General features: G+C 66.6%; 20 protein-coding genes. 8 read left to right on the top strand and 12 right to left on the bottom strand.

Features of this window, described 5'->3' with window-relative positions:
- Nucleotides 1-9: 9 nt before the first annotated feature.
- Nucleotides 10-969 (top strand): alpha/beta hydrolase, encoded by a 960-nt coding sequence (locus MHN80_RS17610; protein ID WP_239402815.1) that lies wholly within the window; start codon nucleotides 10-12, stop codon nucleotides 967-969.
- Here MHN80_RS17610 and MHN80_RS17605 read toward each other — a convergent pair whose 3' ends face one another.
- Nucleotides 970-2,373 carry an HNH endonuclease signature motif containing protein gene (locus MHN80_RS17605; protein ID WP_239402814.1) on the bottom strand — a complete coding sequence of 468 codons (1,404 nt, stop codon included), beginning with the start codon at nucleotides 2,371-2,373 and terminating at the stop codon, nucleotides 970-972.
- Between the two features lie 169 nt (nucleotides 2,374-2,542).
- Nucleotides 2,543-2,935 (bottom strand): helix-turn-helix domain-containing protein, encoded by a 393-nt coding sequence (locus MHN80_RS17600; RefSeq protein ID WP_239402917.1) that lies wholly within the window; start codon nucleotides 2,933-2,935, stop codon nucleotides 2,543-2,545.
- A gap of 97 nt (nucleotides 2,936-3,032) precedes the next feature.
- On the opposite strand from MHN80_RS17600, the gene MHN80_RS17595 reads away from it, so the two are divergent.
- Nucleotides 3,033-3,437 (top strand): hypothetical protein, encoded by a 405-nt coding sequence (locus tag MHN80_RS17595; RefSeq protein ID WP_239402813.1) that lies wholly within the window; start codon nucleotides 3,033-3,035, stop codon nucleotides 3,435-3,437.
- A gap of 162 nt (nucleotides 3,438-3,599) precedes the next feature.
- Complete coding sequence (locus MHN80_RS17590; protein ID WP_239402812.1) at nucleotides 3,600-4,007, top strand: STAS domain-containing protein; 408 nt, start codon at nucleotides 3,600-3,602, stop codon at nucleotides 4,005-4,007.
- Between the two features lie 28 nt (nucleotides 4,008-4,035).
- Here MHN80_RS17590 and MHN80_RS17585 read toward each other — a convergent pair whose 3' ends face one another.
- The 4 genes from MHN80_RS17585 to MHN80_RS17570 all read right to left on the bottom strand — a co-directional run bounded on the left by MHN80_RS17585 (nucleotide 4,036) and on the right by MHN80_RS17570 (nucleotide 8,159).
- Entirely contained in the window at nucleotides 4,036-4,800 is a 765-nt protein-coding gene (locus MHN80_RS17585) for an alpha/beta fold hydrolase (protein WP_239402811.1), read from the bottom strand.
- A gap of 91 nt (nucleotides 4,801-4,891) precedes the next feature.
- Nucleotides 4,892-5,584, bottom strand: coding sequence for a hypothetical protein (locus MHN80_RS17580; RefSeq protein WP_239402810.1), 693 nt, complete (start codon nucleotides 5,582-5,584; stop codon nucleotides 4,892-4,894).
- Nucleotides 5,581-6,630 (bottom strand): alpha/beta hydrolase, encoded by a 1,050-nt coding sequence (locus MHN80_RS17575; protein ID WP_239402809.1) that lies wholly within the window; start codon nucleotides 6,628-6,630, stop codon nucleotides 5,581-5,583. The genes MHN80_RS17580 and MHN80_RS17575 overlap by 4 nt, the downstream gene beginning before the upstream one ends.
- Nucleotides 6,627-8,159, bottom strand: coding sequence for an NAD(P)/FAD-dependent oxidoreductase (locus tag MHN80_RS17570; protein WP_239402808.1), 1,533 nt, complete (start codon nucleotides 8,157-8,159; stop codon nucleotides 6,627-6,629). The genes MHN80_RS17575 and MHN80_RS17570 overlap by 4 nt, the downstream gene beginning before the upstream one ends.
- 305 nt (nucleotides 8,160-8,464) lie before the next feature.
- Here MHN80_RS17570 and MHN80_RS17565 point away from each other — a divergent pair, with 305 nt between their 5' ends.
- Nucleotides 8,465-9,325, top strand: coding sequence for a phytanoyl-CoA dioxygenase family protein (locus MHN80_RS17565; protein WP_239402807.1), 861 nt, complete (start codon nucleotides 8,465-8,467; stop codon nucleotides 9,323-9,325).
- A 55-nt stretch (nucleotides 9,326-9,380) separates the two neighbouring features.
- A complete protein-coding gene (locus MHN80_RS17560; RefSeq protein WP_239402806.1) occupies nucleotides 9,381-10,619 on the top strand; it encodes a CdaR family transcriptional regulator in 1,239 nt (412 codons plus the stop codon).
- A gap of 27 nt (nucleotides 10,620-10,646) precedes the next feature.
- Here the strand turns inward: MHN80_RS17560 and MHN80_RS17555 are convergent, their stop codons facing one another.
- Genes MHN80_RS17555 through MHN80_RS17540 form a run of 4 tightly spaced genes read right to left on the bottom strand, consistent with a single transcriptional unit; the run spans nucleotide 10,647 to nucleotide 15,883 of the window.
- Nucleotides 10,647-11,768 carry a Zn-dependent alcohol dehydrogenase gene (locus tag MHN80_RS17555; protein WP_239402805.1) on the bottom strand — a complete coding sequence of 374 codons (1,122 nt, stop codon included), beginning with the start codon at nucleotides 11,766-11,768 and terminating at the stop codon, nucleotides 10,647-10,649.
- 49 nt (nucleotides 11,769-11,817) lie between these two features.
- Nucleotides 11,818-13,173 (bottom strand): NAD-dependent succinate-semialdehyde dehydrogenase, encoded by a 1,356-nt coding sequence (locus MHN80_RS17550; RefSeq protein ID WP_239402804.1) that lies wholly within the window; start codon nucleotides 13,171-13,173, stop codon nucleotides 11,818-11,820.
- The gene (locus tag MHN80_RS17545) at nucleotides 13,170-14,732 is read right to left on the bottom strand and encodes a class I adenylate-forming enzyme family protein (RefSeq protein ID WP_239402803.1); all 1,563 of its coding nucleotides are present in this window, start codon (nucleotides 14,730-14,732) and stop codon (nucleotides 13,170-13,172) included. Before MHN80_RS17545 ends, MHN80_RS17550 begins: the two co-directional genes overlap by 4 nt.
- Nucleotides 14,729-15,883, bottom strand: coding sequence for a saccharopine dehydrogenase family protein (locus MHN80_RS17540; RefSeq protein WP_239402802.1), 1,155 nt, complete (start codon nucleotides 15,881-15,883; stop codon nucleotides 14,729-14,731). Before MHN80_RS17540 ends, MHN80_RS17545 begins: the two co-directional genes overlap by 4 nt.
- Nucleotides 15,884-16,007: 124 nt before the next feature.
- On the opposite strand from MHN80_RS17540, the gene MHN80_RS17535 reads away from it, so the two are divergent.
- Nucleotides 16,008-16,631, top strand: a complete 624-nt coding sequence (locus MHN80_RS17535) for a TetR/AcrR family transcriptional regulator (RefSeq protein ID WP_239402801.1) — start codon at nucleotides 16,008-16,010, stop codon at nucleotides 16,629-16,631.
- 148 nt (nucleotides 16,632-16,779) lie between these two features.
- The gene (locus MHN80_RS17530) at nucleotides 16,780-18,258 is read left to right on the top strand and encodes an amino acid permease (RefSeq protein ID WP_239402800.1); all 1,479 of its coding nucleotides are present in this window, start codon (nucleotides 16,780-16,782) and stop codon (nucleotides 18,256-18,258) included.
- Here the strand turns inward: MHN80_RS17530 and MHN80_RS17525 are convergent.
- Both MHN80_RS17525 and MHN80_RS17520 read right to left on the bottom strand, forming a co-directional pair.
- Nucleotides 18,233-18,955, bottom strand: a complete 723-nt coding sequence (locus tag MHN80_RS17525) for an aspartate/glutamate racemase family protein (RefSeq protein WP_239402799.1) — start codon at nucleotides 18,953-18,955, stop codon at nucleotides 18,233-18,235. The genes MHN80_RS17530 and MHN80_RS17525 overlap by 26 nt on opposite strands.
- A 16-nt stretch (nucleotides 18,956-18,971) precedes the next feature.
- Entirely contained in the window at nucleotides 18,972-20,483 is a 1,512-nt protein-coding gene (locus MHN80_RS17520; protein ID WP_239402798.1) for an NCS1 family nucleobase:cation symporter-1, read from the bottom strand.
- A 248-nt stretch (nucleotides 20,484-20,731) separates the two neighbouring features.
- Here MHN80_RS17520 and allB point away from each other — a divergent pair, with 248 nt between their 5' ends.
- A complete protein-coding gene (gene allB, locus MHN80_RS17515; RefSeq protein WP_004020244.1) occupies nucleotides 20,732-22,105 on the top strand; it encodes an allantoinase AllB in 1,374 nt (457 codons plus the stop codon).
- The last annotated feature ends 44 nt before the right edge of the window (nucleotides 22,106-22,149 follow it).

The raw sequence follows: 22,149 nt of genomic DNA, 5'->3' as shown, positions 1-22,149 counted from the left end.
GGACGCCGGATGGTCACGATCGCTGTCAGCATGGTGGTCGCGGTCGCCGGCGGTGGATGCTCGACGCAACCCGAGCCGTCGTCGTCGCCGACTTCGAGCAGCACACCATCTGCGGCAACCGCTCCCGCTGTCCCTGCGGGAACGGAATCGGTCGACGTCGTCCGCGTCGAGTATCTCGATGACGCCGATGCCGACCCCGCCGAGAACTGGGCGAATCTGTACCTGCCTACCGGTGAGCAAGCCGACGACTCGCTGCCGCTCGTGACGATCATCCACGGTGGCGGTTGGGAAAGCCGTGCGGGCGCCGAGCAATTCGACGAGATGGCGAGGGATCTCGCCGATCGCGGGCTGGCGGTTTACAACGTGGAGTACCGACGCCTGGGTACGGGGGGCGGGTGGCCCACCACCTTCCACGATGTGGCTCGCGCATTGGATCACGTGCCCGCGTTGGCAGAGTCCTACCCGCAGTTGCGAATCGACGACGAGTTGGTGATCGGTCACAGCGCCGGTGCGCAATTGGCCGTGTGGGGCGGCACGCGTCATCGCCTCACCGACGATGAAGTCGGCTCGCGTCCGGCCTTCATTCCATCGCGAGTGGTGTCCATCTCGGGTCCCCTGGACATGCGCTATGCGGTCGGCCACGGCAACAATCGCGTCATCACCCACATACTCGGCGGCACACCTCAACAAGTCCCCGACCGCTACGACTCGGTGGATCCCATCCGCAATCTCGACCCCGCGCTACCGGTCACCATGTTTCACGGTCTGGCCGACACCGATGTCGATCCGAACAACTCGCGCCGCTATACGCGCGCCCTCGACGCCGCCGGCGGCTCGACCGAGCTGCAGCTGTTCGACGGCGAAACCCACACCTCACTCGTGCATCATCAGTCTCCCGCCTACAACCGCATCCTCGACCGGCTCGACGAGATCGCTCGGGCCGACATCGATGAGCTGCGCGACGAATAGCTACGCCGCGGCTCGGACGACCGGCCCCGATCGAGTTGCGTTGCGTTCCCTCCATTCCCACACGGCGTAGAGCACCTCGGTGGTGTATCCCAAGTCCATCCGCCCGCCACCGACCGGCACCGTCGCGTCTGCACTGATGCGGGAATCGGGCACCCAGCCCACCGGCTTCGAGGTCGGCGGGGCTGCCACGATCTCGACACCGTCCGGACTGCGAAAGGTGAACCGCTGCTCACCGTGCGCGGTGATCGAGAACTCACCCCGATGCAACGACCGATGACACGACCCACACAACAAGATCAGATTGTCCGGATCCGTCCGCCCACCCGCCGACCAGAACCGCACATGATGGGCATGCAGATGACGCGTCCGACCACACCCCGGCATCTGACAACACCGATCACGTAGGAACAACGCCCTGATCAGGGCCTTGTTCGGCGCCCGCGACTTACGCCCCAGACCCAACAACGCCAGCTTCCCAGGCTGCCCGGGAACCCTGCGGCTCACCACTTCCCGCGTCGACGCCCCGCACCGAGCTTCGGCCACCTCGACCTCCGACAACCCGGGACCGTCATCGAGATGAGCGTGCTCCATCCCTGCACCGGCATGAACGAGGATCTCCGCACCGGGTGCAAGTTCAGGCATCGCGATCCCGTCATGCACCATGCCGGCCATCACCACCACCGCCGGCGCCACATTCGACGGCACCTGCCGCCACAAATCCCGACGCCGCGACGGAACCACCTCCGACTCCACCACCGAATCCTCGACAACCGAACCCGATTCAGTGTTCCGCGGAACACTCCGCACCGTCGGCAGATCCGCATCCGCGCAGGTCCGGGTCCGTTCATACTCCGCACGCACCGCCCCGGCCAGAAACCGCGCACCATCCAACGGACTCAACCGCAACGACACCGACAACGACCCATCAGCATTCCACTTCCACCGACCCGTCGACTCCACCGGCGGCCCACTCCCCTCGACACCACGATCACGATCGATCTGAACCATCGCCCGCACCGCCCGATCCAACTGGCTCGCCGTGCACGACAACGCCAGATTCACCAACTCGGCCTCCCGCTCCGGGGTGGCCACCCGCGTCAACGCCCGAACCTTCGAATACGACAACCGACCCTCACCAAAAGCGTTGCGGATCATCGGCAATCCTCGGATCGCCTTCGCGACCCTCACCTGCTCATGCGCCGTTCGCGGCGCAATCCCGGCCTTCCACGACAACCAGTGCGCCAGCGAATGAATCCCCGGCCCCCGCCACGACTCCCGCTCAGCCAATTCCGCCACCAGCTCAAGGAACCCCGCAGTCAGCGCCGACATCTGCGCGGCATACCCCAACACCCGCCCCTCGAGCACCTCATCCGACAGCGACACCGGATTCGCACCGTCGAACATCGACGACACATCACCACCCGAACGAAAAGCACTGACCCCCACCGCAACCCCCTGAACCAGACGAACGGAACAGGACAAACGTATCGGCCGCCACCGACAATCCCCCGGGTCTCAACCCGAGGTCATGAGTGTTCCGCGGAACACTCCGTCTGTCGGGCGGTTCCGCCGGTCAGCTCGCCACTGCCCCCTGGCGAGCGACCTTCGGCTCGATGACCTCGGCCACGTAGGTCTTCCCCCACTCGTTCAGTGCCGACACGAACGGGCTCAACGCGCGGCCCTGCTCGGTGAGCGAATACTCGACCCTGGGTGGAACCTCGGGATAGGCAGTGCGTTGCACGATGCCGTCGCTCTCGAGTTCACGGAGTTGGCGGGTGAGGACGCGAGGCGTCACCGGGCCGACCGCGCGTCCGAGGGCGCCGTACCTCATCGGTCCCTCGAGGAGGTTCTTGACGATGGTCATCTTCCAGGAGCCGCCGAGCACGGCAACACTCACCTCGACCGGACACACCTCGTAGGCGCGTCGGACCGGGTCCCGCAGGGTGGACTCGTCCTCGCTCTCCATCGTCGACCTCCCGCCGGCTTTCGCGTGGACATTGTCGTCCATATGGACGATATTGTGCATACTACCGTCGATGCACGTAGTGCGTTAGACAGAAGTCATGCGCAGTTCCGTCGAGCAACTCGAGAACACCTCGGTAGACCGCGACTTCGCGCGTTTCACGTCACCGACGATCCGGGCGTTTCTGGGCACGATCGCAGTCCTGGCGACGCCGGTGACCGCAGCCCTGTTCGACGTCGGTTCCGTCCCGGGGTGGATCGCGACGGGCTGCGCCGGAGCGGTCCTGACACTCACCCACCTCGGGCTGCAGTTCCAGGCCGCGATCTTCGTCCTGCGAGACAGTCGATGGCTTCCGGCAGTCCTGGCCGCGGCTCTGTGCGCCGCGACGCTGGCCGCGCTCTACCTGCTGGCCCTTGACCACGGCGAGGGGTGGTGCCTCCTGCTGATCAGTGCTGTGGCGGTGTCCGCGTACGTCTCCTCGGTCGGGCCACCGACGCATCGGTGACGGTGGCCCGACCATCCGTGTCGTCTGCGGCGCCGAACGCCATACCGGGAGACACACTCCGAAGGCCCCGGCGAAGCCAACTGCCGTAGCCGCACAGGCGAATCTCGATGCGCTGCCATCTCGCCGATGGTCGACGTCGAGCGGACAGGGAGGCAGCGCCACATGAAGGCAGACAGCTTCGAACCGGTGGTCGTCGACGACGACCGGGACGAGTCCCCGGCAGGTCGGGCATTGGCAGTGATCTCGACACAGCGCGATCAGCTCACCATCCTGACCGCTCACGGCAGCCTCGACCTGCTCACGGTTCCGCGGCTGGGTGCAGCTGTTCTGGAGGCGGTGAGCGAGCAACCCCGCGGGCTCATCATCGATCTCACCGCCACCGACTTCCTCGCGTCCTCCGGCATCGCTGCACTCCTCGCCGCCCACGCGGCCATCACCCCGGGCGGCCGGTTCGGCGTCGTAGCCGAGCATCCCGCGATCACGCGGCCCTTGCAGCTGTCCGGCCTCGATCGGACACTCTGCGTCTACCCCACCCTGACAGACGCTTTCGCGGCGATGACTCGATCCTGAGCAGGCGCGGGCGCGAGAAGCCGCACGCTCATTCCGCGCCGAGAAACTGCACGAGCACCGCGTTCACCGCCTGCGGCGCCTCGATCGGGATGAGGTGCGTACCGGGGATGACAGCCAACCGGGCGCCCGCGATGGCCGCGACGACGTCGCGGCTGTGCTCGAGGGTCACCTCGTCCTGGTCGCCCTGCATCACCAGCGTCGGCACGGTGATCGCCGCCAGATCACCGAGAACGATCTCGGGTTCGGTGTTGATCATGGCCATCGTCTTGGCGAAGATGACCGGGAAATGCTCTGCCCCGTCCGGGGATTCGGATGCGTACTCCGCGGCGAAGAATCCCATCAGCTCGTCGTCGGCAGTATCGAGCGCATCCAGGATGCCGCCGACCGCGCGCCCGGAACTGTTGTAGTACTGGCCGATGAGGACGAGATGACGGACCAGATCGGGCCGACGGAGCGCCACCATGACTCCCACCACCGCGCCGTCGCTCCACCCGACGATCTCGGCAGGTCCGCCGACGACCTCATCGAGATAAGCGATCGTCTCCTCGGCCATGTCCGCATAGTGGAACTCGTCCATCACGTCCGGGCTGTGGCCATGGCCGTGCCGCTCCGGGCAGAACACCTTCCAGCCCGCCTCGACGAGAGCGGGCACCTGGCCACCCCACGACGACGCGCCGGAGAACGCGCCGTGCAGCAGAACGACCGGTTGCCCATCACCCTGGATCTCATGCCACACACGAGTGTTCGGCCCGGGATGACTGATGGTCGTGTACTCGCGAATCGGAGACGTCACGGGACCAGGGTACGGGGACGTCGGCGCGCAATCCGCGGACTCGCGAAACGCCGCCGATCCGCCCGTCGAGGTCGAGGAAGCGGTGACGCCCTCAGCTTCCGATCAGAGCCGAATCCGAACTGCGCGAGAGCTGTTGCCGGTGCTCGTCGAGGACGCGGTAACCGTGGTAGTACGTCACGAGCATGAGAGCCCAGACCGCCATCGCGACGCTGTAGAACAGGGTGCGGTCGGCGTCGTCGCCGGGAATTCGGATGACGTCATATGACGCGGCGACGAACGCGCCGAGCACGGTCGCGACCGCCACCCAGGCGCCGGGGCGCCGTTCGCCGATACGGACGAGGCGCGCGGCGACGTAGAGCATGAACGCCGCGGTGGCGAGGTTCGCGACGGTGTAGAAGACCGTCCACCCCATGGTGACCGGCCGGACGTCGAGGGCACGGTCCAGCCCCACAGCGGTTCCCGCTCCGATCACGAGAGCCTCGACGATCCAGCTTGGGCGGTACCGATGGGTGACCACCAGCATCCCGAGGATGAACATGACCGTCATGCCGAACGACCGGGAGAACGCGTCGAAGAACACCATCAGGTGGTAGCTGACGCTGTCGTGGGACACCCCGGTGGCCGCGAGGACCAAGATGTTGGTGCCGGACACCGCGATCACCAGCCATTCGACGCCCAGCAGCAGATTGCGATGGCGCCGTAGCAATCGGACACCGTAGACATAGCCCGCGCCCAACATCGCGAGATTGGCGATCAACACCAACGTCATGTGAATCAAGCTCATGGCAACTCATCTCGGGTTGGTCCGGCGTCATGTCGAAGTGCGTCGGCGATGGCGTCTGCGACACGGTCGACGGCCTGGCGCGACGCCTTGCTGATGCGTGTCAGGGAGATGTAACCGTGGACCAGGCCGCCTTCGCGCATCACGCGCGTCGGTACGCCTGCGTCGATCAGCCGACGGGCGTACGCGATCGCCTCGTCGCGCAGCGGGTCGAATCCGGCGACGGTGATCAGCGTCGCCGGCGCCCGGGACAGATCGTCGGCGTACAGCGGCGAGACTCGCGGGTCCGTCGCGGGATGGCCGTCGGGGACATAGAGTTCTGACAGCCAGTCGATCTGCTTGGCCGACAATGCGGGATTGTCGGCGAACTCGGTACGTGACGGATGAGCGCCGACGCCGTCGACCACCGGATACATCAGCACCTGCATGAGGGGCCGGAGCGGTTCGTCGGCGAGATCGTTGGCGAGCACCGCACACAGGTTGGCCCCGGCGCTGTCACCGAGCAGCACGATCCGTTCCGGATCGACTCCCCACTCGGAAGCCTGATCGACAGCGAAACGCCACGCGTGCAACGCATCATCGACCGGGATGGGAAACCGCGCTTCGGGCGCGCGCCGGTATTCGACCGACAGGACGGCCACGCCCGCGCGGTCGGCGATGAGGCGGACCGGTGCGTCGTACCCGGCTCGACTGCCGAGCACGAAACCTCCGCCGTGCAGGAACACGACGAGTCCATCGGACCGGCCGGGCGGGCGATACAGGCTGGCGCGTATCCCGTTCGGCAGAGCGAGATCGTCGACGTCCATCGCCGGGGCGTCGTCAGCGAAGACCCGGCAATCGTTGTCCATCGCGACCCGTGCCTGCGCTACGGTCCCGTCGCTGAAGTCCGGACCGGAGGACGAGACCTTCATCAAGACAGCGATTTCCGGCGCCATGACGTCACCGTCGGAGTTCATGACGGGCGGCACGACACGGCTCAGCACGGTGTCGGGCAGACGACCGACAGCGGTGAACGCCGCGCGTTGACATCGTTCGAGAACCGTCATCATCGTGCAGCTTCCACCGCGGCCGGCCTGCCCACTTCCCGTTCGAGACGCGAGGAGAAGGTGAGCGCATCGCTGATCACGGGTTGGCGGAACATCTTCCGGTCCTCGAGGAAGACGCTCTTCATCTGCCACGGCATCTCATCACCCTGTCGAGGCAGTGTGTGCTTGGCGCGAAGCATGTAACCGGCATCGAGGTCGATGACCGGACGGGTGCCGGTGCCGTCGGGGGCAACCGCTGTCGCGGTGTCGAATCCGTGGGTGTCCATGTGGTGGAGCAATTCGATGAAGCTCTTGCCGAGCAGCCCGATCTTCAGCGTCCAGGACGATTTCGTGTAACCGACGGCCATGACCCAGTTCGGCACGCCGGACAGCATCATCCCCCGGTAGACCACCGACGACGGCAGGTCGACGGGACGACCGTCGACGCTGAGGTCGATACCGCCGAGGAGCCGCATGTTGAGTCCCGTCGCGGTCACGATCAGGTCGGCCTCCAGCTTCTCGCCGGATTCGAGTTCGATGCCGTCCGGGACGAACCGCCGGATGCGGTCGGTGACGACGGACGCATCGCCGGTGCGGATGGAGGTGAAGAAGTCACCGTCCGGCGCGAGGCACAGGCGCTGGTCCCACGGGTCGTAGGGCGGGTTGAAATGCTTGTCGACGTCGAATCCGGCGGGCAGCTCTTTGGTGTTGAGGTAGCGGATCATTCGCCGCGACGCCTTCGGGAACGTGGTGAGCGTCTTGACGACTGCCCAATCGGCCCACACGTTCTTCCATCGAGTCGCCAGGTATCCGCGACGCTCGCCGAGCAACTTGGTCAACGTGAGGCTCAGTCCGTCGATCCGCGGCATCGTCATGATGTACGACGGCGTCCGCTGGAGCATCGTGACGTGCGACGCCGCACCCGGTCCCTTCAGCATCGACGGGATCAGCGTGATCGCAGTGGCACCGCTGCCGATCACAACCACCTTCTTACCGGTGTGGTCGTAGTCCTCGGGCCAGTGCTGCGGGTGGATGATGTCACCCGCGAAGTCGTCCCGGCCCTCGAACTCGGGGGTGTAACCCTCGTCGTACCGGTAATAGCCGGTGGCACCGAAAACCCAACCGGCCGTGATGATGTCGTGCCGGACGGCCCCGTCCGTGTCGGTGATGTCCACCGCCAGCGTCCACCGCGCGTCGCTCCCCGACCAGTCCGCGGACGTGACGTGGTGGCGATACCGGACGATCGCGTCGAGGCCGTATTCGTCGACGGTCTCGGCGAGGTAGTCCTTGATCAGCGGCGCGTCCGCGATGGCGGTCTCGTGCCGCCAGCTCTTGAACTCGTAGGCGAAGGTGTGCAGGTCGGAGTCCGACCGAATACCGGGGTAGCGGAACAGGTCCCATGTCCCGCCGATTGCGTCGCGACCCTCCAGGAGGGCCACCTTCTTCGTCGGGAACTCCTGCGTGATGTAGACGGCGGCACCGATCCCTGAGATCCCGCCGCCGATGATGACGACGTCGAAATTCTCCGGTGAGGTGGGTGAGTGTCCGGGCATGATCCTCTGCCTCCCTTGCGCGCCGGGGAGCCGACGACTTGGCTTGAACGACTGTGTGATGGGCATAGCCTGCCGACGCGGGTGTAACGCGCGCCACAGCAGATGTGAGCGTCTTCGACGATCGGAGTGTGCATTTCTCACACACTTCGCTCGCCCGTCGCCGCCGGCAGCGCACCGACCTGCGGGACCGGTGCACTCTGCACCGCGGCCACCCCGGAAACGCTGAAACATGCGGATGGGCAACGGGCCCGGAGATGTCGATAGTGAGACCTGCGCCACATTCGATCGGACAGACAGGAAGTGCCATGACCAGCCTCGACACCGCCATCCAGCGAGTCCCGAGTACGACACCCGCCGCCGACATCCTCGCTATCGTCGCGCGAGACGGAGGCGTCGTCATCGAAGGACTGCTGTCCCCTGAACAGGTCTCGCGCTTCAACGCCGAGATCGACCCCTCGGTCGCGGCCCTGGCACCGGGCAGCACACACGAGAACGAGATCGTGCAGGAGTTCCACGGCGTCAACACCAAGCGGTTGACCAACCTGGTCAACCGCAGTGACGTGTTCCGGGACGAGATCATCGACCTCGACCTGGTCCACGGACTGTGCGACGCGCGGTTCCTGGAAGAGTCGGGAACCTACTGGATGACCACCGCCCAGGTCATCGAGATCGGGCCCGGCAACCGTGCCCAGATGCTGCACCGCGACCTGGAGAACTGGTACCCCTTCGTCGGGATGGGACCGGCCGGACCCGAGATCACGTTGAACTTCCTCATCGCGCTGACCGATTTCACCGAGGAGAACGGGGCCACGCGGGTCATTCCGGGCAGCCACCTCTGGAGCGACTTCGAGGATCGCGGATCCCCGGAGCAGACGATTCCGGCGACGATGAAGCCCGGTGACGCACTGTTCATCAGCGGGAAGACCGTGCACGGCGGTGGTGCCAACGTCACCGCCGATCAATATCGGCGTGCGGTGTCGTTCGCGTTCAACCCCGGCTACCTCGTGGGCGAGGAGGCCTACCCCTTCCTCGTGTCGCGGGACGTGGCCGCCGGCCTGCCCGAGCGCGTGCAGCGCATCCTCGGCTTCCGTTCGCAGTACCCCCTCGGCTCGCCGGGACTCTGGCAGGTCGACTACGCCGAACTCGCCGACTACCTGGGCCTGTAGTCGAAGTCTGCCGGAATCACTGATGCCCGAGGCTCTCGCGAGGAGACTGGCTGGCATGACGACGCCGAATCAGCCGTGGCCCGACCCTTCCGAGTCGGTGTCACGGTTGATCCGCGAGCTGGCCGAGACACTGCTCGCCCGGTTGGACGAGGTCATCGCCGACGCGACCGCCGCGTCCATCGCGGAGCCCCAGTACCGGACGATCGCCGACGACCCGACACTCGCCGACGCAGACGCACGCCTGGTCGTGTCGCTCGTCAAGCACTGGGTGACGTCCAACATCACCGAACCGGGCAAGCGGGTGCGGCCACTCGGCGGGGCCGAGATGCGCACGTTCGCACGCGATGTCGTGCTGCGCGGTCTCGTCGCCGACGATGTGGGCGCCTGGCGGTCGGTACAGCGCGTCTGCTGGAAATGGTGGCTGACAGCGTGTTTCGACGCCACCGACGATCCGGCGGAGCTCCGTGAACTGTGTGAGGTCTCGGGCAACACGCTGACCACGTTCACCGACGACGCGATGGCGGAGCTGAGCGAATATGTGCGGCGGATCTCCGACGAGCTCGCCGGCGGTTCTCAGTTGCAGCGATACGCCACGGTCGAGTTGCTGCTGCAGGGTGCGGACATCTCTACCGCGCATGCCGAGGAGCAGCTGGGATATGCGCTGACCGGATCACACCTCGGTGTGGTGGTCTGGGTCGATTCCGAGGACGACGTCGGCTCGCTCGACCGCGCTGCCGAACAGGTGATGCGGGCGTGTGGCGCCGATCGTCGTCTCACCGTGGTCGCCGGAACAGCGACGATGTGGCTCTGGATTCCGACGGCCGTCACGCCGTCGCCGGAGGCTGTTGCTGATCGACTCCGTGGACATCGGCACGTCCGCGTGGCACTCGGACGGCCGGCGCGAAGCGCGGCGGGCTTCCGCCGGACGCATATGGATGCCGCTGCAGCGCAGCGCCTTCTGGTCCGTCTGGATTCTCAGTTGACGGTGGTGCGCTACGAAGACGTCCATCTCATCGATCTCATCTCGGGAGATGTGGCCGCCGCCGATCGTTTCGTGGCAGATGTCCTCGGCGACTTCCTCGACGCGAGTCCCGTTCTCCACCGGACCGTGCTCGTCCATGTGGAGGAGGGCCTGAACCGGACCAGCACGGCCGAACGGCTGTACACCCACCGCAACACCATCGACCGGCGCCTGGCCCGGGTCGACGAGCTGCTCCCTAAACCGTTCGCACAGAACCCGACCGAGGTGGTCGTCGCGCTCACCCTGTTGAGGGTCCGGCGGGGCGGTGAGTGACCGTCGCACTCGGCCCCGCCGGATCGCTCAGTACGCGACCACCGTGCGAATCCCTTTGCCGTGCTTCATCTCCTCGAATCCGTCGTTGATCTCGTCGAGCCCGATCACGCCGGTCACCAGCGAGTCGAGGTCGATGCGTCGGTGCAGATAGTGGTCGACGAGATTCGGGAAATCGATATCGGGCCGGCTCGAGCCGTAATTGGACCCGACGAGTGACAGCTCCTGATCAGACATCACGAACGGGTCGATCGACACCCGGACACCATCTGCCACCTGCCCGGCGACGATCGCCCGGCCGCCCCGCGCGAGCACGCCGTAGGCCGCCTCGATGGTCTGCGGCAGACCGATGGCCTCGACGGCGACCTCGACGCCCCGGCCGTCGGTGATCTGCGCGATCCGCTCCCCGAGATCCTCGGTGGTCGTGTTGATCACCTCGTGGGCGCCGAACGCTCTGGCCTGTTCCAGCTTCTGATCACTGATGTCGGCGGCGATGATGCGTCGGGCGCCGACGAGCCGGGCTCCCTGGACCGCGTTGAGGCCCACCCCGCCACACCCGATGACCAGTACCGTATCGGTCGGGCGGACGGCAGCGGTGTTCACCACCGCGCCGATCCCGGTGGTCACCGCGCAACCGACGAGCGCCGACTGCTCGAACGGCGCGGCCCGGTCGACGGCGACGGCCGCGGATCGGGGCAGCACGGCGTACTCCCCGAACGTCCCGAGACCGGCGAAACTGTAGACCGGTTCTCCGTCCGCGGATGTGACCCTGGTACCGCCGTCGAAGGAAACATGGTTGGCCGAGTGCTCGGCAGCTCTGTCGCACAACACCGGTCGACCGCTGACGCAATACCGGCATCGCCCGCACGAGGGAGTCCACGTCAACACCACGTGGTCGCCCACATCGAGATCGGTGACGCCATCGCCGACCGCTTCGACGACGCCGGCACCTTCGTGTCCGAGGATCGTGGGTGTCGGGATGCCGTCCCACTCGCCGACGATCACGTGCAGGTCGCTGTGGCACAACCCGCTCGCCTTCAACCGCACCAGCACCTCCCCGGGCGGCGGGGTGGCGGGGATCGACACCGTCTCGACGGTGAGCGGTGTGTTCGGCGCTCGGAAGACGGCGGCCTGGAACTCGATGGTGGTCATGGTTGTGCTTCCCTGTCTGGGTTCAGATGTCCGAATGCTCTGTGGCACTTCAGGCCCCGGCGATACGGATGAGTTTCTTGTTGGCGAACTCCTCGATCCCGAGGTTGCCGAGTTCGCGGCCGAAGCCCGAGCGTTTGACGCCGCCGAACGGCAGCTCGACGCCCTCGATGCCGACGCCGTTGACGAAGACCATCCCGGCCTCCAGCCGGTCGGCGACACGCATCGCCTGGATCGGGTCGGAGGTGAACACGTAGGAGCCGAGCCCGTAGGGCGTCGCGTTCGCGAGGTCGACCGCCTCGTCCTCCGAGTCCACCCGGTACACGGTCGCGACCGGGCCGAACAGTTCCTGTGCCGCGGACGCCGACTCGGGGGCCACGCCGGTCAGGACGGCGGGCGGAAAGAACGCCCCGGATCGGGTGCCGGTGCGGACCAGGGTCGCCCCGTCGGCGACGGCGTCGGCAACCTGTTGCTCGAGCCGTTCGGCCGCGGCGACCGACGACAGCGGGGCCACTCCGTCGGTGTGGGCGAGCAGTCGCTCCGTGAACGCGGCGAGGAACTCCTCGTACAGATCGTCGACGACGATCATCCGCTTGGCGCCGTTGCACGCCTGGCCGGTGTTGTCCAGACGGGCCTGGACGGCGGCATCGACCGTGGCGTCGAGATCGTCGGTGGACAGCACGATGAACGGGTCCGACCCGCCCATCTCCAGCACCACTTTCTTCAGATGCCGGCCAGCTGTCTCGGCGATCTGCGCGCCCGCCCGCTCGGACCCGGTGAACGACACTCCCCGGACCCGCGGATCGGCGATGGCATCGGCGATCTGCTCGTGTGTGGCGTAGACGTTGACGTACGCGCCGGCAGGCAGCCCGGCGTCGGCGAAGATCCGTTCGATCGCGGCCGCCGACTCCGGACACTGAGGCGCGTGCTTGAGGACGATCGTGTTGCCGAGAACGAGGTTCGGACCGGCGAAGCGAGCGACCTGGTAATAGGGGAAGTTCCACGGCATCACCCCCAGCAGGACTCCGATGGACTCGCGTCGGACGAGCGCGCTGCCGTCTCCGTCGAGGAGTTCGATCGGCTGGTCGGCCAGGAGGCGTTCCGCGTGATCGGCGTAGTACTCGTAGATCGCAGCGCTGAAATCGATCTCGCCGACGCACTCCTCGAACGGTTTACCCATTTCCCGATGAATGATCTCGGCCAGTTCGTCGCGGCGTCGCGTGTGCAGCGACGCGACCCCGCGGATGAGTTCGGCGCGCTGTGCCACGGTCGACCTTCTCGACCACTCCCGGTGGGCCTGCCATGCCGCGCCGAGGGCGGCGTCCATCTGTTGATCGGTTGCGGCCGGATAGGTCCGCAGCGTCTCGCCGGTCGCGGGGTCGGTGACCGCATATGTCGGGTCGGTCATGATCGGATGCTCCTCGATGTCGGCAGAGTGGGTTCTCGGGTCAGTTCCGCTCGTAGGGTGGTGCGGTCGACCTTCCCGGACGCGTTCAGCGGGAGGGTGTCGCGCACGATCCAGCGATCGGGAACGGCGTAGTCGGGTAACGATTCCCGTAGGTGAGACCGGATGGCGTCGGCGTCGAACACGACCCCGTCGCGGAGTTCGACAGCCGCGGCGATGCGCTCGCGCAGGATCTCGTCCGGGTAGCCGAAGACACACGCGGCCGCTATGCCGTCGTGCTCGGCGAGGTACGACTCGACGAAGGCGGGCATGATCTTCTCGCCGCCGCGGTTGATCACGTCGTCGACCCGACCATGCAGCCAGAGGAGGCCGTCGGGGTCGATGTGTCCGACGTCCCCGGTCCGCAACCACGGCCCGGCAAACTTCTGCGCGGTCAACTCGGGTTGGTTCCAGTAGCCGAGCATGCGAGTCGGTCCCGACACCCAGACCTCACCCGTATCGCCCGGTGGGACATCGCGACCGTCGTCGACGACCCGCATCCGGACGCCGGGCAGCGGCCTGCCCGCGGATTCGGCTGCGGTCGAGGCGAGTTCGCTCGGGAGGACGGTACACACCGAGGTGAACTCGCTCAGTCCGTAGGCATGTACGAGCCGGACGTGCGGCCATCGCCGGTGCATTTCGCGCACCCACGCCTCCGGGATGGCGCTGCCGCCGTACATGACGGTGCGCACACCCGCGAAGACCGCATCGGCGTCGTGGTGGAGCATCAGCATGCGCAACATGCTGGGCACTGCGGCGAGGAAAGTGACCGGCCGAGCGACGAGTTCGGCGACGGCGGCGTCGGTGCGATACCGCCGCAGCAGCCTCGTGGTGGCTCCCGCGGCGATCATGTGCGCGAGCTGATCGGCGAATCCGGTGTTGTGGAAGATGGGGACGACGACGAGTGTGCTGTCGTCCGGACGGGTGCCGAAGTACTGCGCGAACCCCTGTCCGTACGCGGCCAGGGCCGACCGTGAGACGGTCGCGCCTTTCGGGGTTCCGGTGGTCCCGGAGGTGAAGCTGATGAGCGCGGGGGCATCATCGGCAACCTCATCGTGCGGGTCGTCCGGAAGGTCGCTCGTGTCGATCACCGGTGCATCGGCTGGTGCGCCGGCGCGGACGGAGGCGACGAGCGCGCCGAGTTCGACGCATGCCACCCCCTCGAGCGGCGGGATGTCCGAATCGGTATCGACCAGCACGAGCGCGGCATCCACCACACGGACCTGCTGCGCGATCTGTGCCTGCGCGAGCCGGGTGTTCATCGGCACGACGACGGCTTGTGCGCGTTCGCAGGCGAGGAACGCCACGACCCATTCCAGGCTGTTCTCTCCCAGCAGGGCGACGCGGTCCCCGACACCCACACCGCGGGAACGCAATTCACCTGCGAATCGGGTCAGCGCGGCATCGAGTTCGGACCAGGTGACGGAGTCGCCCGCTGACTCCACGGCGATGGCGGTCGGGCGGTCCTCGGCCCAGGCGGAGACGGCACGCGACAGGGTCGGCCGGTTCGACCGGGCGGTCATTCCGGCACCGAGACGATCGACGACTGGATACCCGGGCCGAAACCACCCAGCTCGAGACCGATCCGCTCGTACTCGCCGAGCGCGAACTGCCACGGGAGCACCTCGGGTCCCCACGCGCCGGCGGGCGGGGGTTCGCGCAGCGCGGCGACGGCGGCGACGGCGGCGCCCAGACCCGTGCCGCGGGACATCGGCGCGTCGTCGACGACTGCCAGCGAGCCGAGGACTTCGGCGTCTGAACCGCCGAGCACCTGCACCAGCAACGCGGTCAGGGCCACGCCCTCATCCCGACGCAACCCGGCGGAGTGCCTGGCCCACATCATCTTCCACAAGAACTCCGCGGGTTCGACGTCGTGCCCCGCGACGTCGATCGCGAGGTCGTGGTATCCGAAGCCGATGCGGCCGAGGGTGGAGAACGCAGCGTTGGCCCATGCCGGCCGCAGAGATCCCTTGCAGCTCGCGTTCCGCAGGCGCGGGTAGGTACGGGCAAGAGTGCGGGGTTCCGGGTGAGCGGTGTCGTAGGCCTCGATGCGGCCCAACGGTTCCGGGAAGTCGAACTCGGCCGCGGTGGCCGGGACGAACCCCGGCGACTCGACCCACCGGCCGTCGGACCACACCGGGCAGGGGCTGACCGCCATGTGCAGCATGTGCCGCAGCGGCGCGAGCCCGCCGGGGTTGCGTTCGTGCGTCGCCCACACCACCTGGACACCGTCTGCATCCGGGTGCTCGTCCAGCAGCCGGGCGGCGCACCAGTTCGTCACGCCGGGAGACCAACCCGCGCCGGTGATCAGCGCGACACCAGCCGACTTCGCGGCCGCATCGAGAGCGAGGATGCTGTCGGTGGCCTCGAGATCGTCACCGATGTCGATATAGGTGGTGCCGGACCGGAGGGCGTCCTGGGCCAGGCTTCCCGATCCGGCGAAAAACGGGCCGGACATGTTGAGGACGAGGTCGACCCCGGCGAGATCGACCTCCTCGGTTGAGACGTCGACAACCCGGCCGCTGACGCGCCGGGGATCGAGTGCTTCGGCGCGCGCGAGCGCCTCCGGCGCCCGGTCCATGGCCACGAAGCGCGCGTCCGGCAACTCCTCCAACAGAATTCGCAGGGCTGCGCCACCCATCTGACCGACCCCGACGATTGCCACTGACACCATTTCCAGCCTCCACGAGCGTGCGAACGAATATTCGTTAAGCTAGCCGCTGAAGGGCCATCGGTCAACGCCCCAGGTCGGTCGGTGATTGTCGGACACGTTCGGACATCGCGGTACTGTTGCGACCATGCCGTCGACCAGAGGTGCGGAACCCACCAGTCTCGACCGCGTCTTCGACCAGAACATCGGGCGCGAACGGATTCTGGCGGCGGCCGTCACGATCGTGGCCACACGCGGATTCGGTGCATGCACCGTGCGCGAGGTCGCCGAGGCCGCGGGCATCAAGGCGCCGGGCCTCTACAGCCACTTCCGCTCCAAGGAGGAGATCCTCACCGAGGCCGTCTCGCGGGTACTGGCCGACTTCACCGAGAACGCGGCCGCCGTCGGCGACGGCACACCGGAAGAAGAACTTCGCGACACCGTCCGCCGGCATGTTCTCTATCAGATCGAGAACGTGCATCTCGCCCGCGTTGCGGACATGCTCCTCGACACGGCGTCAGCCGGCGATTTCGTCTCGCACGAGGACTACGACCGACTGCTCGAACAGCAGCGTGACTATCTGGAGTTACTGGGTCGACGAGTGGCGGCGTACGCGCCCAAACTGCCTGCGCCAGAGGTGGACATTGTGACGATGGCGATCCTCGCCATGTGTGACCGCGTCGCCATCTGGTACGACGCCGACAGCGCGCTGACTCCCGATGACGTCGCGGAGCTGCACTGGCGCCTGGCACGCCGGATGCTCGCCGACTAGCGCGGAGATCGCACCAAGTCATTGACACTCGTCTCCGCCCGGGGTTAGCGTTGCCGCACTCGAGCGAACGAATATTCGTTTCCCCTGCTTGAGGCCGTCGATTCCGCACCCCACCCGGCCCCGCCGGTGTTCAGATGGGACACAACTGATGACTTCCGATGAGGACCTCGATCTCGAACGTTTCGGGTACGCACAGAAACTCGATCGTTCCGTCACCCCGTTCGCGAGTTTCTGTGTGGGATTCGCGCTGATCAGCGCCACCACTGCCGTCTACGCCGGATTCGGTTTCGGCATCGACACGGTCGGCCCGACGTTCGTCTGGACCCTGCCCGTCGTCGTTGTGGTCTTCGCACTGTGGGCGATGATCGCCGCCGATCTGGCGGTGAAACTGCCGCTCGCGGGCTACGCGTATCAATGGACGAGTCGCCTGGTTCACCCGAACCTGGGATGGTTCACCGGGTTCATCGCGTTGATCGGGTTCATCTCCGGGTTCACCGGCGTCGCGTTCACGTTCGCGACCTACTTCGCCGGCCTCGTCGGGTGGGACGCCTCCACACCGCAGCTACTCGGGGTGACGGCAGGCGTGTTGCTGCTCTGCGTGTTGATCAACGTCTACGGCATCAGGCTCGCGACCGCGGTCAACAACATCGGGGTGATGCTCGAGATCTTCCTGACCGTCGGGATCACCGCTTTCGTCCTGATCTACGTGGTCCTGGTCAAGGAGTCCGGGCAACCTCTGAGTTACCTTGCCTCACATGGGAACACCGTTGACGCGACGTTCGTCTTCGCATGGATGGTGTCCAGTCTCGGCGTCATGTTCGGATTGCTCGGTGTGGAGGCGCCCGCCGACATCGCCGAGGAGACCAAGTCGGCGCGGCGCGTCATCCCCCGGACGATGTTCCTCGCACTCGGGACGGCCGCGGCGATCGAGTTCTTCATGTACATCACGTTCTTGCTGGCAACCGCCGACATCGGGGCGACCTCCGAATCCTCGGCGCCCATCCTGGAGATCATCTCCGCCCAGGTGTCGCCACAGTTCGCGAACTTCGTCGTCGCAATCGCGCTGACCAACATCCTGGTGTGCGTGCTCGCGAACATGCTCGTCGCCACCCGACTGCTGTACGCGATGGCCCGCGACAACATGGTTCCCTGCTCGCGGGCGCTCGGCGCCGTCTCGCCCAAGCACAGGATTCCGACGACCGCGGTGTGGGGATCGGCAGCTGTGTCAGGGTTCTTCCTGGTCACCGCCTTGTTCAGCGAGAAAGCGTTCTCCTACATCCTGGGCATGGCGACGATCGGGTACGTCGGCGTGTACATCTTGACCACGGCCGGGATGATGGTCGCCGATCGTCGCGGAACGTTCCCGTCGTCCGAACCCGGCTTCTTCGACCTCGGACGCTTCCGGCGCCCCGTCCACATCGTCGGGTTGCTCTGCTTCTCGGTCGTGATGGGCGCGCTGGTCCTCCTGCCGGAATTCCGGCCCAACGTCGTACCGCTTGCGGTCCTGCTGGTGCTGGGCTTCCTCTGGTGGGCCGTCGTCCTCCGTACACGCATCGCAGCCGGCACGGCCGGGCCGGGCGTGGGTCGGCCCATTCGCCCCGTCAGATCCGGAACGGCCAGCCGGTGATCTTCTTCTCTCGCGGCGGGGCGTAGGTCCGCACCTTCGACGTCGAGAGTCCCATCCGGACAAGACCTTCGGCGATCGTGACGGCTGAACGCACGCCGTCGACGATCGGGACGCCGGTCGCTTCGCGGACCTGCTCCTCGAGCTCGGCCATCCCGCCGCAGCCGAGGCAGATCACCTCGGCGTGATCGTCGACCACGGCGCGCGTCGACTGTTCGACGATCGCCTTGACCGCACGCTCCGGGTCCGACTCCAGTTCGAGCACACCGAGTCCCGAGGCCCGAACCGATGCGCAGCGCTGATCGAGGCCGGCGAGCTTGAGCCGGTCCTCGATGAGCGGGACGGTCCGATCCAGCGTCGTCACGACCGAGAAGCGGTGTCCCAGATACATCGCCGTCGACGCCGCGGCCTCGGTGATGTCGACGACGGGGACCTCCAGAAGTTCCTGCAGTCCCTCGCGGCCATGCTCGCCGTACCCGGCCTGGATCACCGCGTCGTACGGCTCCGGGTAGGCGAGGATCGCGTCCATCACCGCGATGGCGGCGAGGTAGGACTCGAAGTTGCCCTCGCACGAGTCGGCGCCGAATCGCGGTGTGATGCCGACAATCTCGGTGCCCGGTGAGGCCACCGATCGAGCCGAATCGGCAATGGCCTCGGTCATCGACTCGGTGGTGTTCACGTTGGCGACGAGGATGCGCATCAGATCTTCTTCCTGATCAGTGGGTGCTGGCGACGGAGATCGGCTCGCCCGAGACCTCGGCGAACGGCCCGCGACGGTCGGCGACCACCAGGTAGACCACCGCCCCGAGACCGGCGCCGATGAACCAGGAGAATTCCGAGATCACTTCGAAGGCCGGGACGAACGCCATCACCAGGGCGATGGCGGCGGTCGGGACCAGCGCGGCGACGGCCCGCATGTTCACCCCGCCGCGGTAGTGGTAGGCGGCGTCGGGAGCCTCGCTGAACAGCGCGGGTACATCGATCCGAGCACGCCGGACGAGCCAGTAGTCGGCCATCACGATGCCGAACAGCGGTCCGAGAAGTGCACCGAGCCCGCCCAAGAAGTAGTTGATCACCGCGGGTGAGTTGTAGAGGTTCCACGGCAGGATCACCAACCCGATCACCGCGGTGACCAGCGCCGCGCGCCGGAAGTCGAGATGCCGCGGGAAGAGGTTCGACAGCGCATAGATCGGCGCGACGAAGTTGGCCATGAGGTTCACCGCGACGGTGAGAATGAGCAGCGCGAGGCAGGCCAGCACCAGCAGGAAGGTGTTGGGCACCGTCTGGACGATGTCCGCCGGCGATTCGATGACCGTGCCGTTGATCCGGAACTGCGCGCCGGCGAGGACGACCACGATGCCGCCGAAGAGCAGCATGTTGAGCGGGATGCCCCAGAAGTTGCCGCCCACGATGGCTTTTCGCGATTCAGCGTTCCGGGTGAAGTCGCAGAAGTTGAGGACGAAGGTGCCGTAGATCGCGACCCACAGGCTGGCCCCTCCGATGATCTCAGGCCACATGTCCACGCCGGTCAACGAATCGGGCGTCGACCACGCGATGGTCCAGTCGGCGTTGCTGAGCATCCAGATGGCGAGGGACACCATCGTGATCAGGATGACCGGACCGGCGAACGCCTCGTAGCGGCGGATCATCTCCATGCCGTAGCTGACGATGATCACCTGGATCACCCACAGGGACACGAAGGCGATCCAGCCCAGGGTCGACAGCCCGAGGAAGCGGTTGGTGTCCAGATCGGCCGCGCCGGGGAACAGGGCCACCAGCATGATCCGCAGGACGACGGAGGCGAGGTAGGTCTGAATGCCGAACCACGCGATGGCCACTCCGCCACGGATGAGGGCGGGGATCTGCGCGCCACGGATGCCGAACGAGATGCGGCTCATCACCGGGAACGGCACACCGGTCTTCTCCCCCATGAACCCGGAGAGGTTCAGCAGCAGGAAGAGGAAGACGCCGCCCAGCACCAGCGCGGTCAGGATCTGCCAGCCGCCGAGTCCGAGCGCGAAGAGTCCGATGGCGAAGGCGTAATTACCCAGGCTGTGGACGTCGTTGGCCCACAACGTGAAGATGTTGTAGCTGCTCCAGCGTCGACCGACACGGCTCGTGGGCGCGAGGTCGTCGTTGTAGAGCTTCGGACTCAGCCCGTCCGGGACGACGCCGGTGGTACCGGAGACATCCTCACCGACGGGAACTGTGTGCTGCTCAGTGCTCATCTCTGCACTTTCGGTCGGACGGTCGGCGATGACCGCGCTCCTACACTTGCGGGAGTTCCGTGATGTGGAATCGGATTTCCGCGTTCGTGACAGTTAGCCCCACGCTCAGGGTCGTTGTCAATAGCATGACCCTGCGCTACTCGCGAGTTACGTTCCGAAATAACAGCACGGGATTCCATGATGAGGAATAGTGTGAGCTAGTCTCTGGATCGACCCAGGACACGGCGACCACCAAGGAGTCCCGCCCCATGACCTCAGAATCCGGTGACCAGGCCCCCGTCTCCGACACCCCGTTCGACCTGGTCGTGCGTGGCGAACAGACGCTGACGACGGCGGGCATCGTCGCGCGTGAGATCGGCATCCGCGACGGTCGGGTCGTCGCCATCGAACCGCTCGGGAGCGGACTCGTGGGCGCCGAGGTCATCGAACTCGCCGACGACCAGGTGATGATCCCCGGACTGGTGGACACCCACGTACACGTCAACGAGCCCGGCCGCACCGAATGGGAGGGCTTCGACTCGGCCACCCGCGCGGCCGCCGCCGGTGGCGTCACCACGCTCATCGACATGCCGCTGAACTCGATACCGCCCACCGTGAACGTCGACGCACTGGCCGAGAAGCGCGCTGCGGCGCAGGGCAAGACGCACATCGACGTCGGTTTCTGGGGCGGCGCCATCCCCGGCAACGAGGACGACCTGCGGGGACTGCACGACGCCGGCGTCTTCGGCTTCAAGTGCTTCCTGCTGCACTCGGGAGTGGACGAGTTCCCGCACCTGACGGCCGACGAGATGGAAGCCGACATGGCCAAGCTGGCCGAGTTCGACTCGCTGATGATCGTGCACGCCGAGGACTCCCGCGCCATCGACAAGGCTCCGTCACCCGAAGGTGACGAGTACGGACGTTTCCTCGCCTCGCGGCCGCGCGGGGCCGAGAACCTGGCCATCGCCGAGGTGATCGAGCGCGCACGCTGGACCGGGGTCCGCGCCCACGTGCTCCACCTGTCGTCGTCGGACGCCCTGCCGATGCTGGCAAGCGCGAAGCGCGACGGCGTGAAGATCACCGTCGAGACCTGCCCGCACTACCTCACCCTGCTGGCCGAGGAGGTGCCCAACGGCGCGACCGCCTTCAAGTGCTGCCCGCCCATCCGGGAGGCCGGCAACCGTGAGTTGCTGTGGGAGGGACTGCTGGCCGGCACGATCGACTGCATTGTCTCCGACCACTCGCCGTCGACCGTCGACCTCAAGGACCCCGAGAACGGGGACTTCGGGGTCGCGTGGGGCGGCGTCGCCTCGCTGCAGCTCGGGCTCTCGCTCATCTGGTCCGAGGCCAAGAAGCGCGGCATCGACCTCCCGCAGGTCATCGAGTGGATGGCGTCGAAGCCCGCCGACCTCGCCGGGCTGCCGACCAAGGGCCGCATCGCCCTCGGTTGCGACGCCGACTTCGCCATCTTCGAGCCGGAGTCCGCGCAGATCGTCGACGTCAACCGGCTCCACCACAAGAACCCGGTGAGCCCGTACGACGGTCGTGCGCTTGCCGGTGTGGTGACGGGCACCTGGGTTCGCGGACAGCGGGTGGACTTCGAGACCGCCCGGGGCCGCATGCTCCGCCGCGGCGACGTCTGATTCCTCGTCCCTCCTGCCTGGGCCCCGGTCCCTGCTGCCTGAGC

Source organism: Gordonia sp. McavH-238-E (assembly GCF_022348225.1).
Taxonomy (GTDB): Bacteria; Actinomycetota; Actinomycetes; order Mycobacteriales; family Mycobacteriaceae; genus Gordonia; species Gordonia terrae.
The sequence above is the reverse complement of the archived record's forward strand: the minus strand, read 5'-3'. Positions and strand labels throughout refer to the sequence as shown.

Excerpts from the sequence above, each read along its gene's own strand:
- MHN80_RS17535 (WP_239402801.1), top strand. The coding sequence starts at position 16,008 with ATGCCGTCGACCAGAGGTGCGGAACCCACCAGTCTCGACCGCGTCTTC.
- MHN80_RS17520 (WP_239402798.1), bottom strand. The coding sequence starts at position 20,483 with ATGAGCACTGAGCAGCACACAGTTCCCGTCGGTGAGGATGTCTCCGGT.
- MHN80_RS17525 (WP_239402799.1), bottom strand. The coding sequence starts at position 18,955 with ATGCGCATCCTCGTCGCCAACGTGAACACCACCGAGTCGATGACCGAG.
- MHN80_RS17565 (WP_239402807.1), top strand. The coding sequence starts at position 8,465 with ATGACCAGCCTCGACACCGCCATCCAGCGAGTCCCGAGTACGACACCC.
- MHN80_RS17540 (WP_239402802.1), bottom strand. The coding sequence starts at position 15,883 with ATGGTGTCAGTGGCAATCGTCGGGGTCGGTCAGATGGGTGGCGCAGCC.
- MHN80_RS17610 (WP_239402815.1), top strand. The coding sequence starts at position 10 with ATGGTCACGATCGCTGTCAGCATGGTGGTCGCGGTCGCCGGCGGTGGA.
- MHN80_RS17590 (WP_239402812.1), top strand. The coding sequence starts at position 3,600 with ATGAAGGCAGACAGCTTCGAACCGGTGGTCGTCGACGACGACCGGGAC.
- MHN80_RS17545 (WP_239402803.1), bottom strand. The coding sequence starts at position 14,732 with ATGACCGCCCGGTCGAACCGGCCGACCCTGTCGCGTGCCGTCTCCGCC.
- MHN80_RS17555 (WP_239402805.1), bottom strand. The coding sequence starts at position 11,768 with ATGACCACCATCGAGTTCCAGGCCGCCGTCTTCCGAGCGCCGAACACA.
- MHN80_RS17575 (WP_239402809.1), bottom strand. The coding sequence starts at position 6,630 with ATGATGACGGTTCTCGAACGATGTCAACGCGCGGCGTTCACCGCTGTC.
- MHN80_RS17600 (WP_239402917.1), bottom strand. The coding sequence starts at position 2,935 with ATGGAGAGCGAGGACGAGTCCACCCTGCGGGACCCGGTCCGACGCGCC.
- MHN80_RS17605 (WP_239402814.1), bottom strand. The coding sequence starts at position 2,373 with ATGTTCGACGGTGCGAATCCGGTGTCGCTGTCGGATGAGGTGCTCGAG.
- MHN80_RS17550 (WP_239402804.1), bottom strand. The coding sequence starts at position 13,173 with ATGACCGACCCGACATATGCGGTCACCGACCCCGCGACCGGCGAGACG.
- MHN80_RS17595 (WP_239402813.1), top strand. The coding sequence starts at position 3,033 with ATGCGCAGTTCCGTCGAGCAACTCGAGAACACCTCGGTAGACCGCGAC.
- MHN80_RS17570 (WP_239402808.1), bottom strand. The coding sequence starts at position 8,159 with ATGCCCGGACACTCACCCACCTCACCGGAGAATTTCGACGTCGTCATC.
- MHN80_RS17560 (WP_239402806.1), top strand. The coding sequence starts at position 9,381 with ATGACGACGCCGAATCAGCCGTGGCCCGACCCTTCCGAGTCGGTGTCA.
- MHN80_RS17530 (WP_239402800.1), top strand. The coding sequence starts at position 16,780 with ATGACTTCCGATGAGGACCTCGATCTCGAACGTTTCGGGTACGCACAG.
- MHN80_RS17580 (WP_239402810.1), bottom strand. The coding sequence starts at position 5,584 with ATGAGCTTGATTCACATGACGTTGGTGTTGATCGCCAATCTCGCGATG.
- allB (WP_004020244.1), top strand. The coding sequence starts at position 20,732 with ATGACCTCAGAATCCGGTGACCAGGCCCCCGTCTCCGACACCCCGTTC.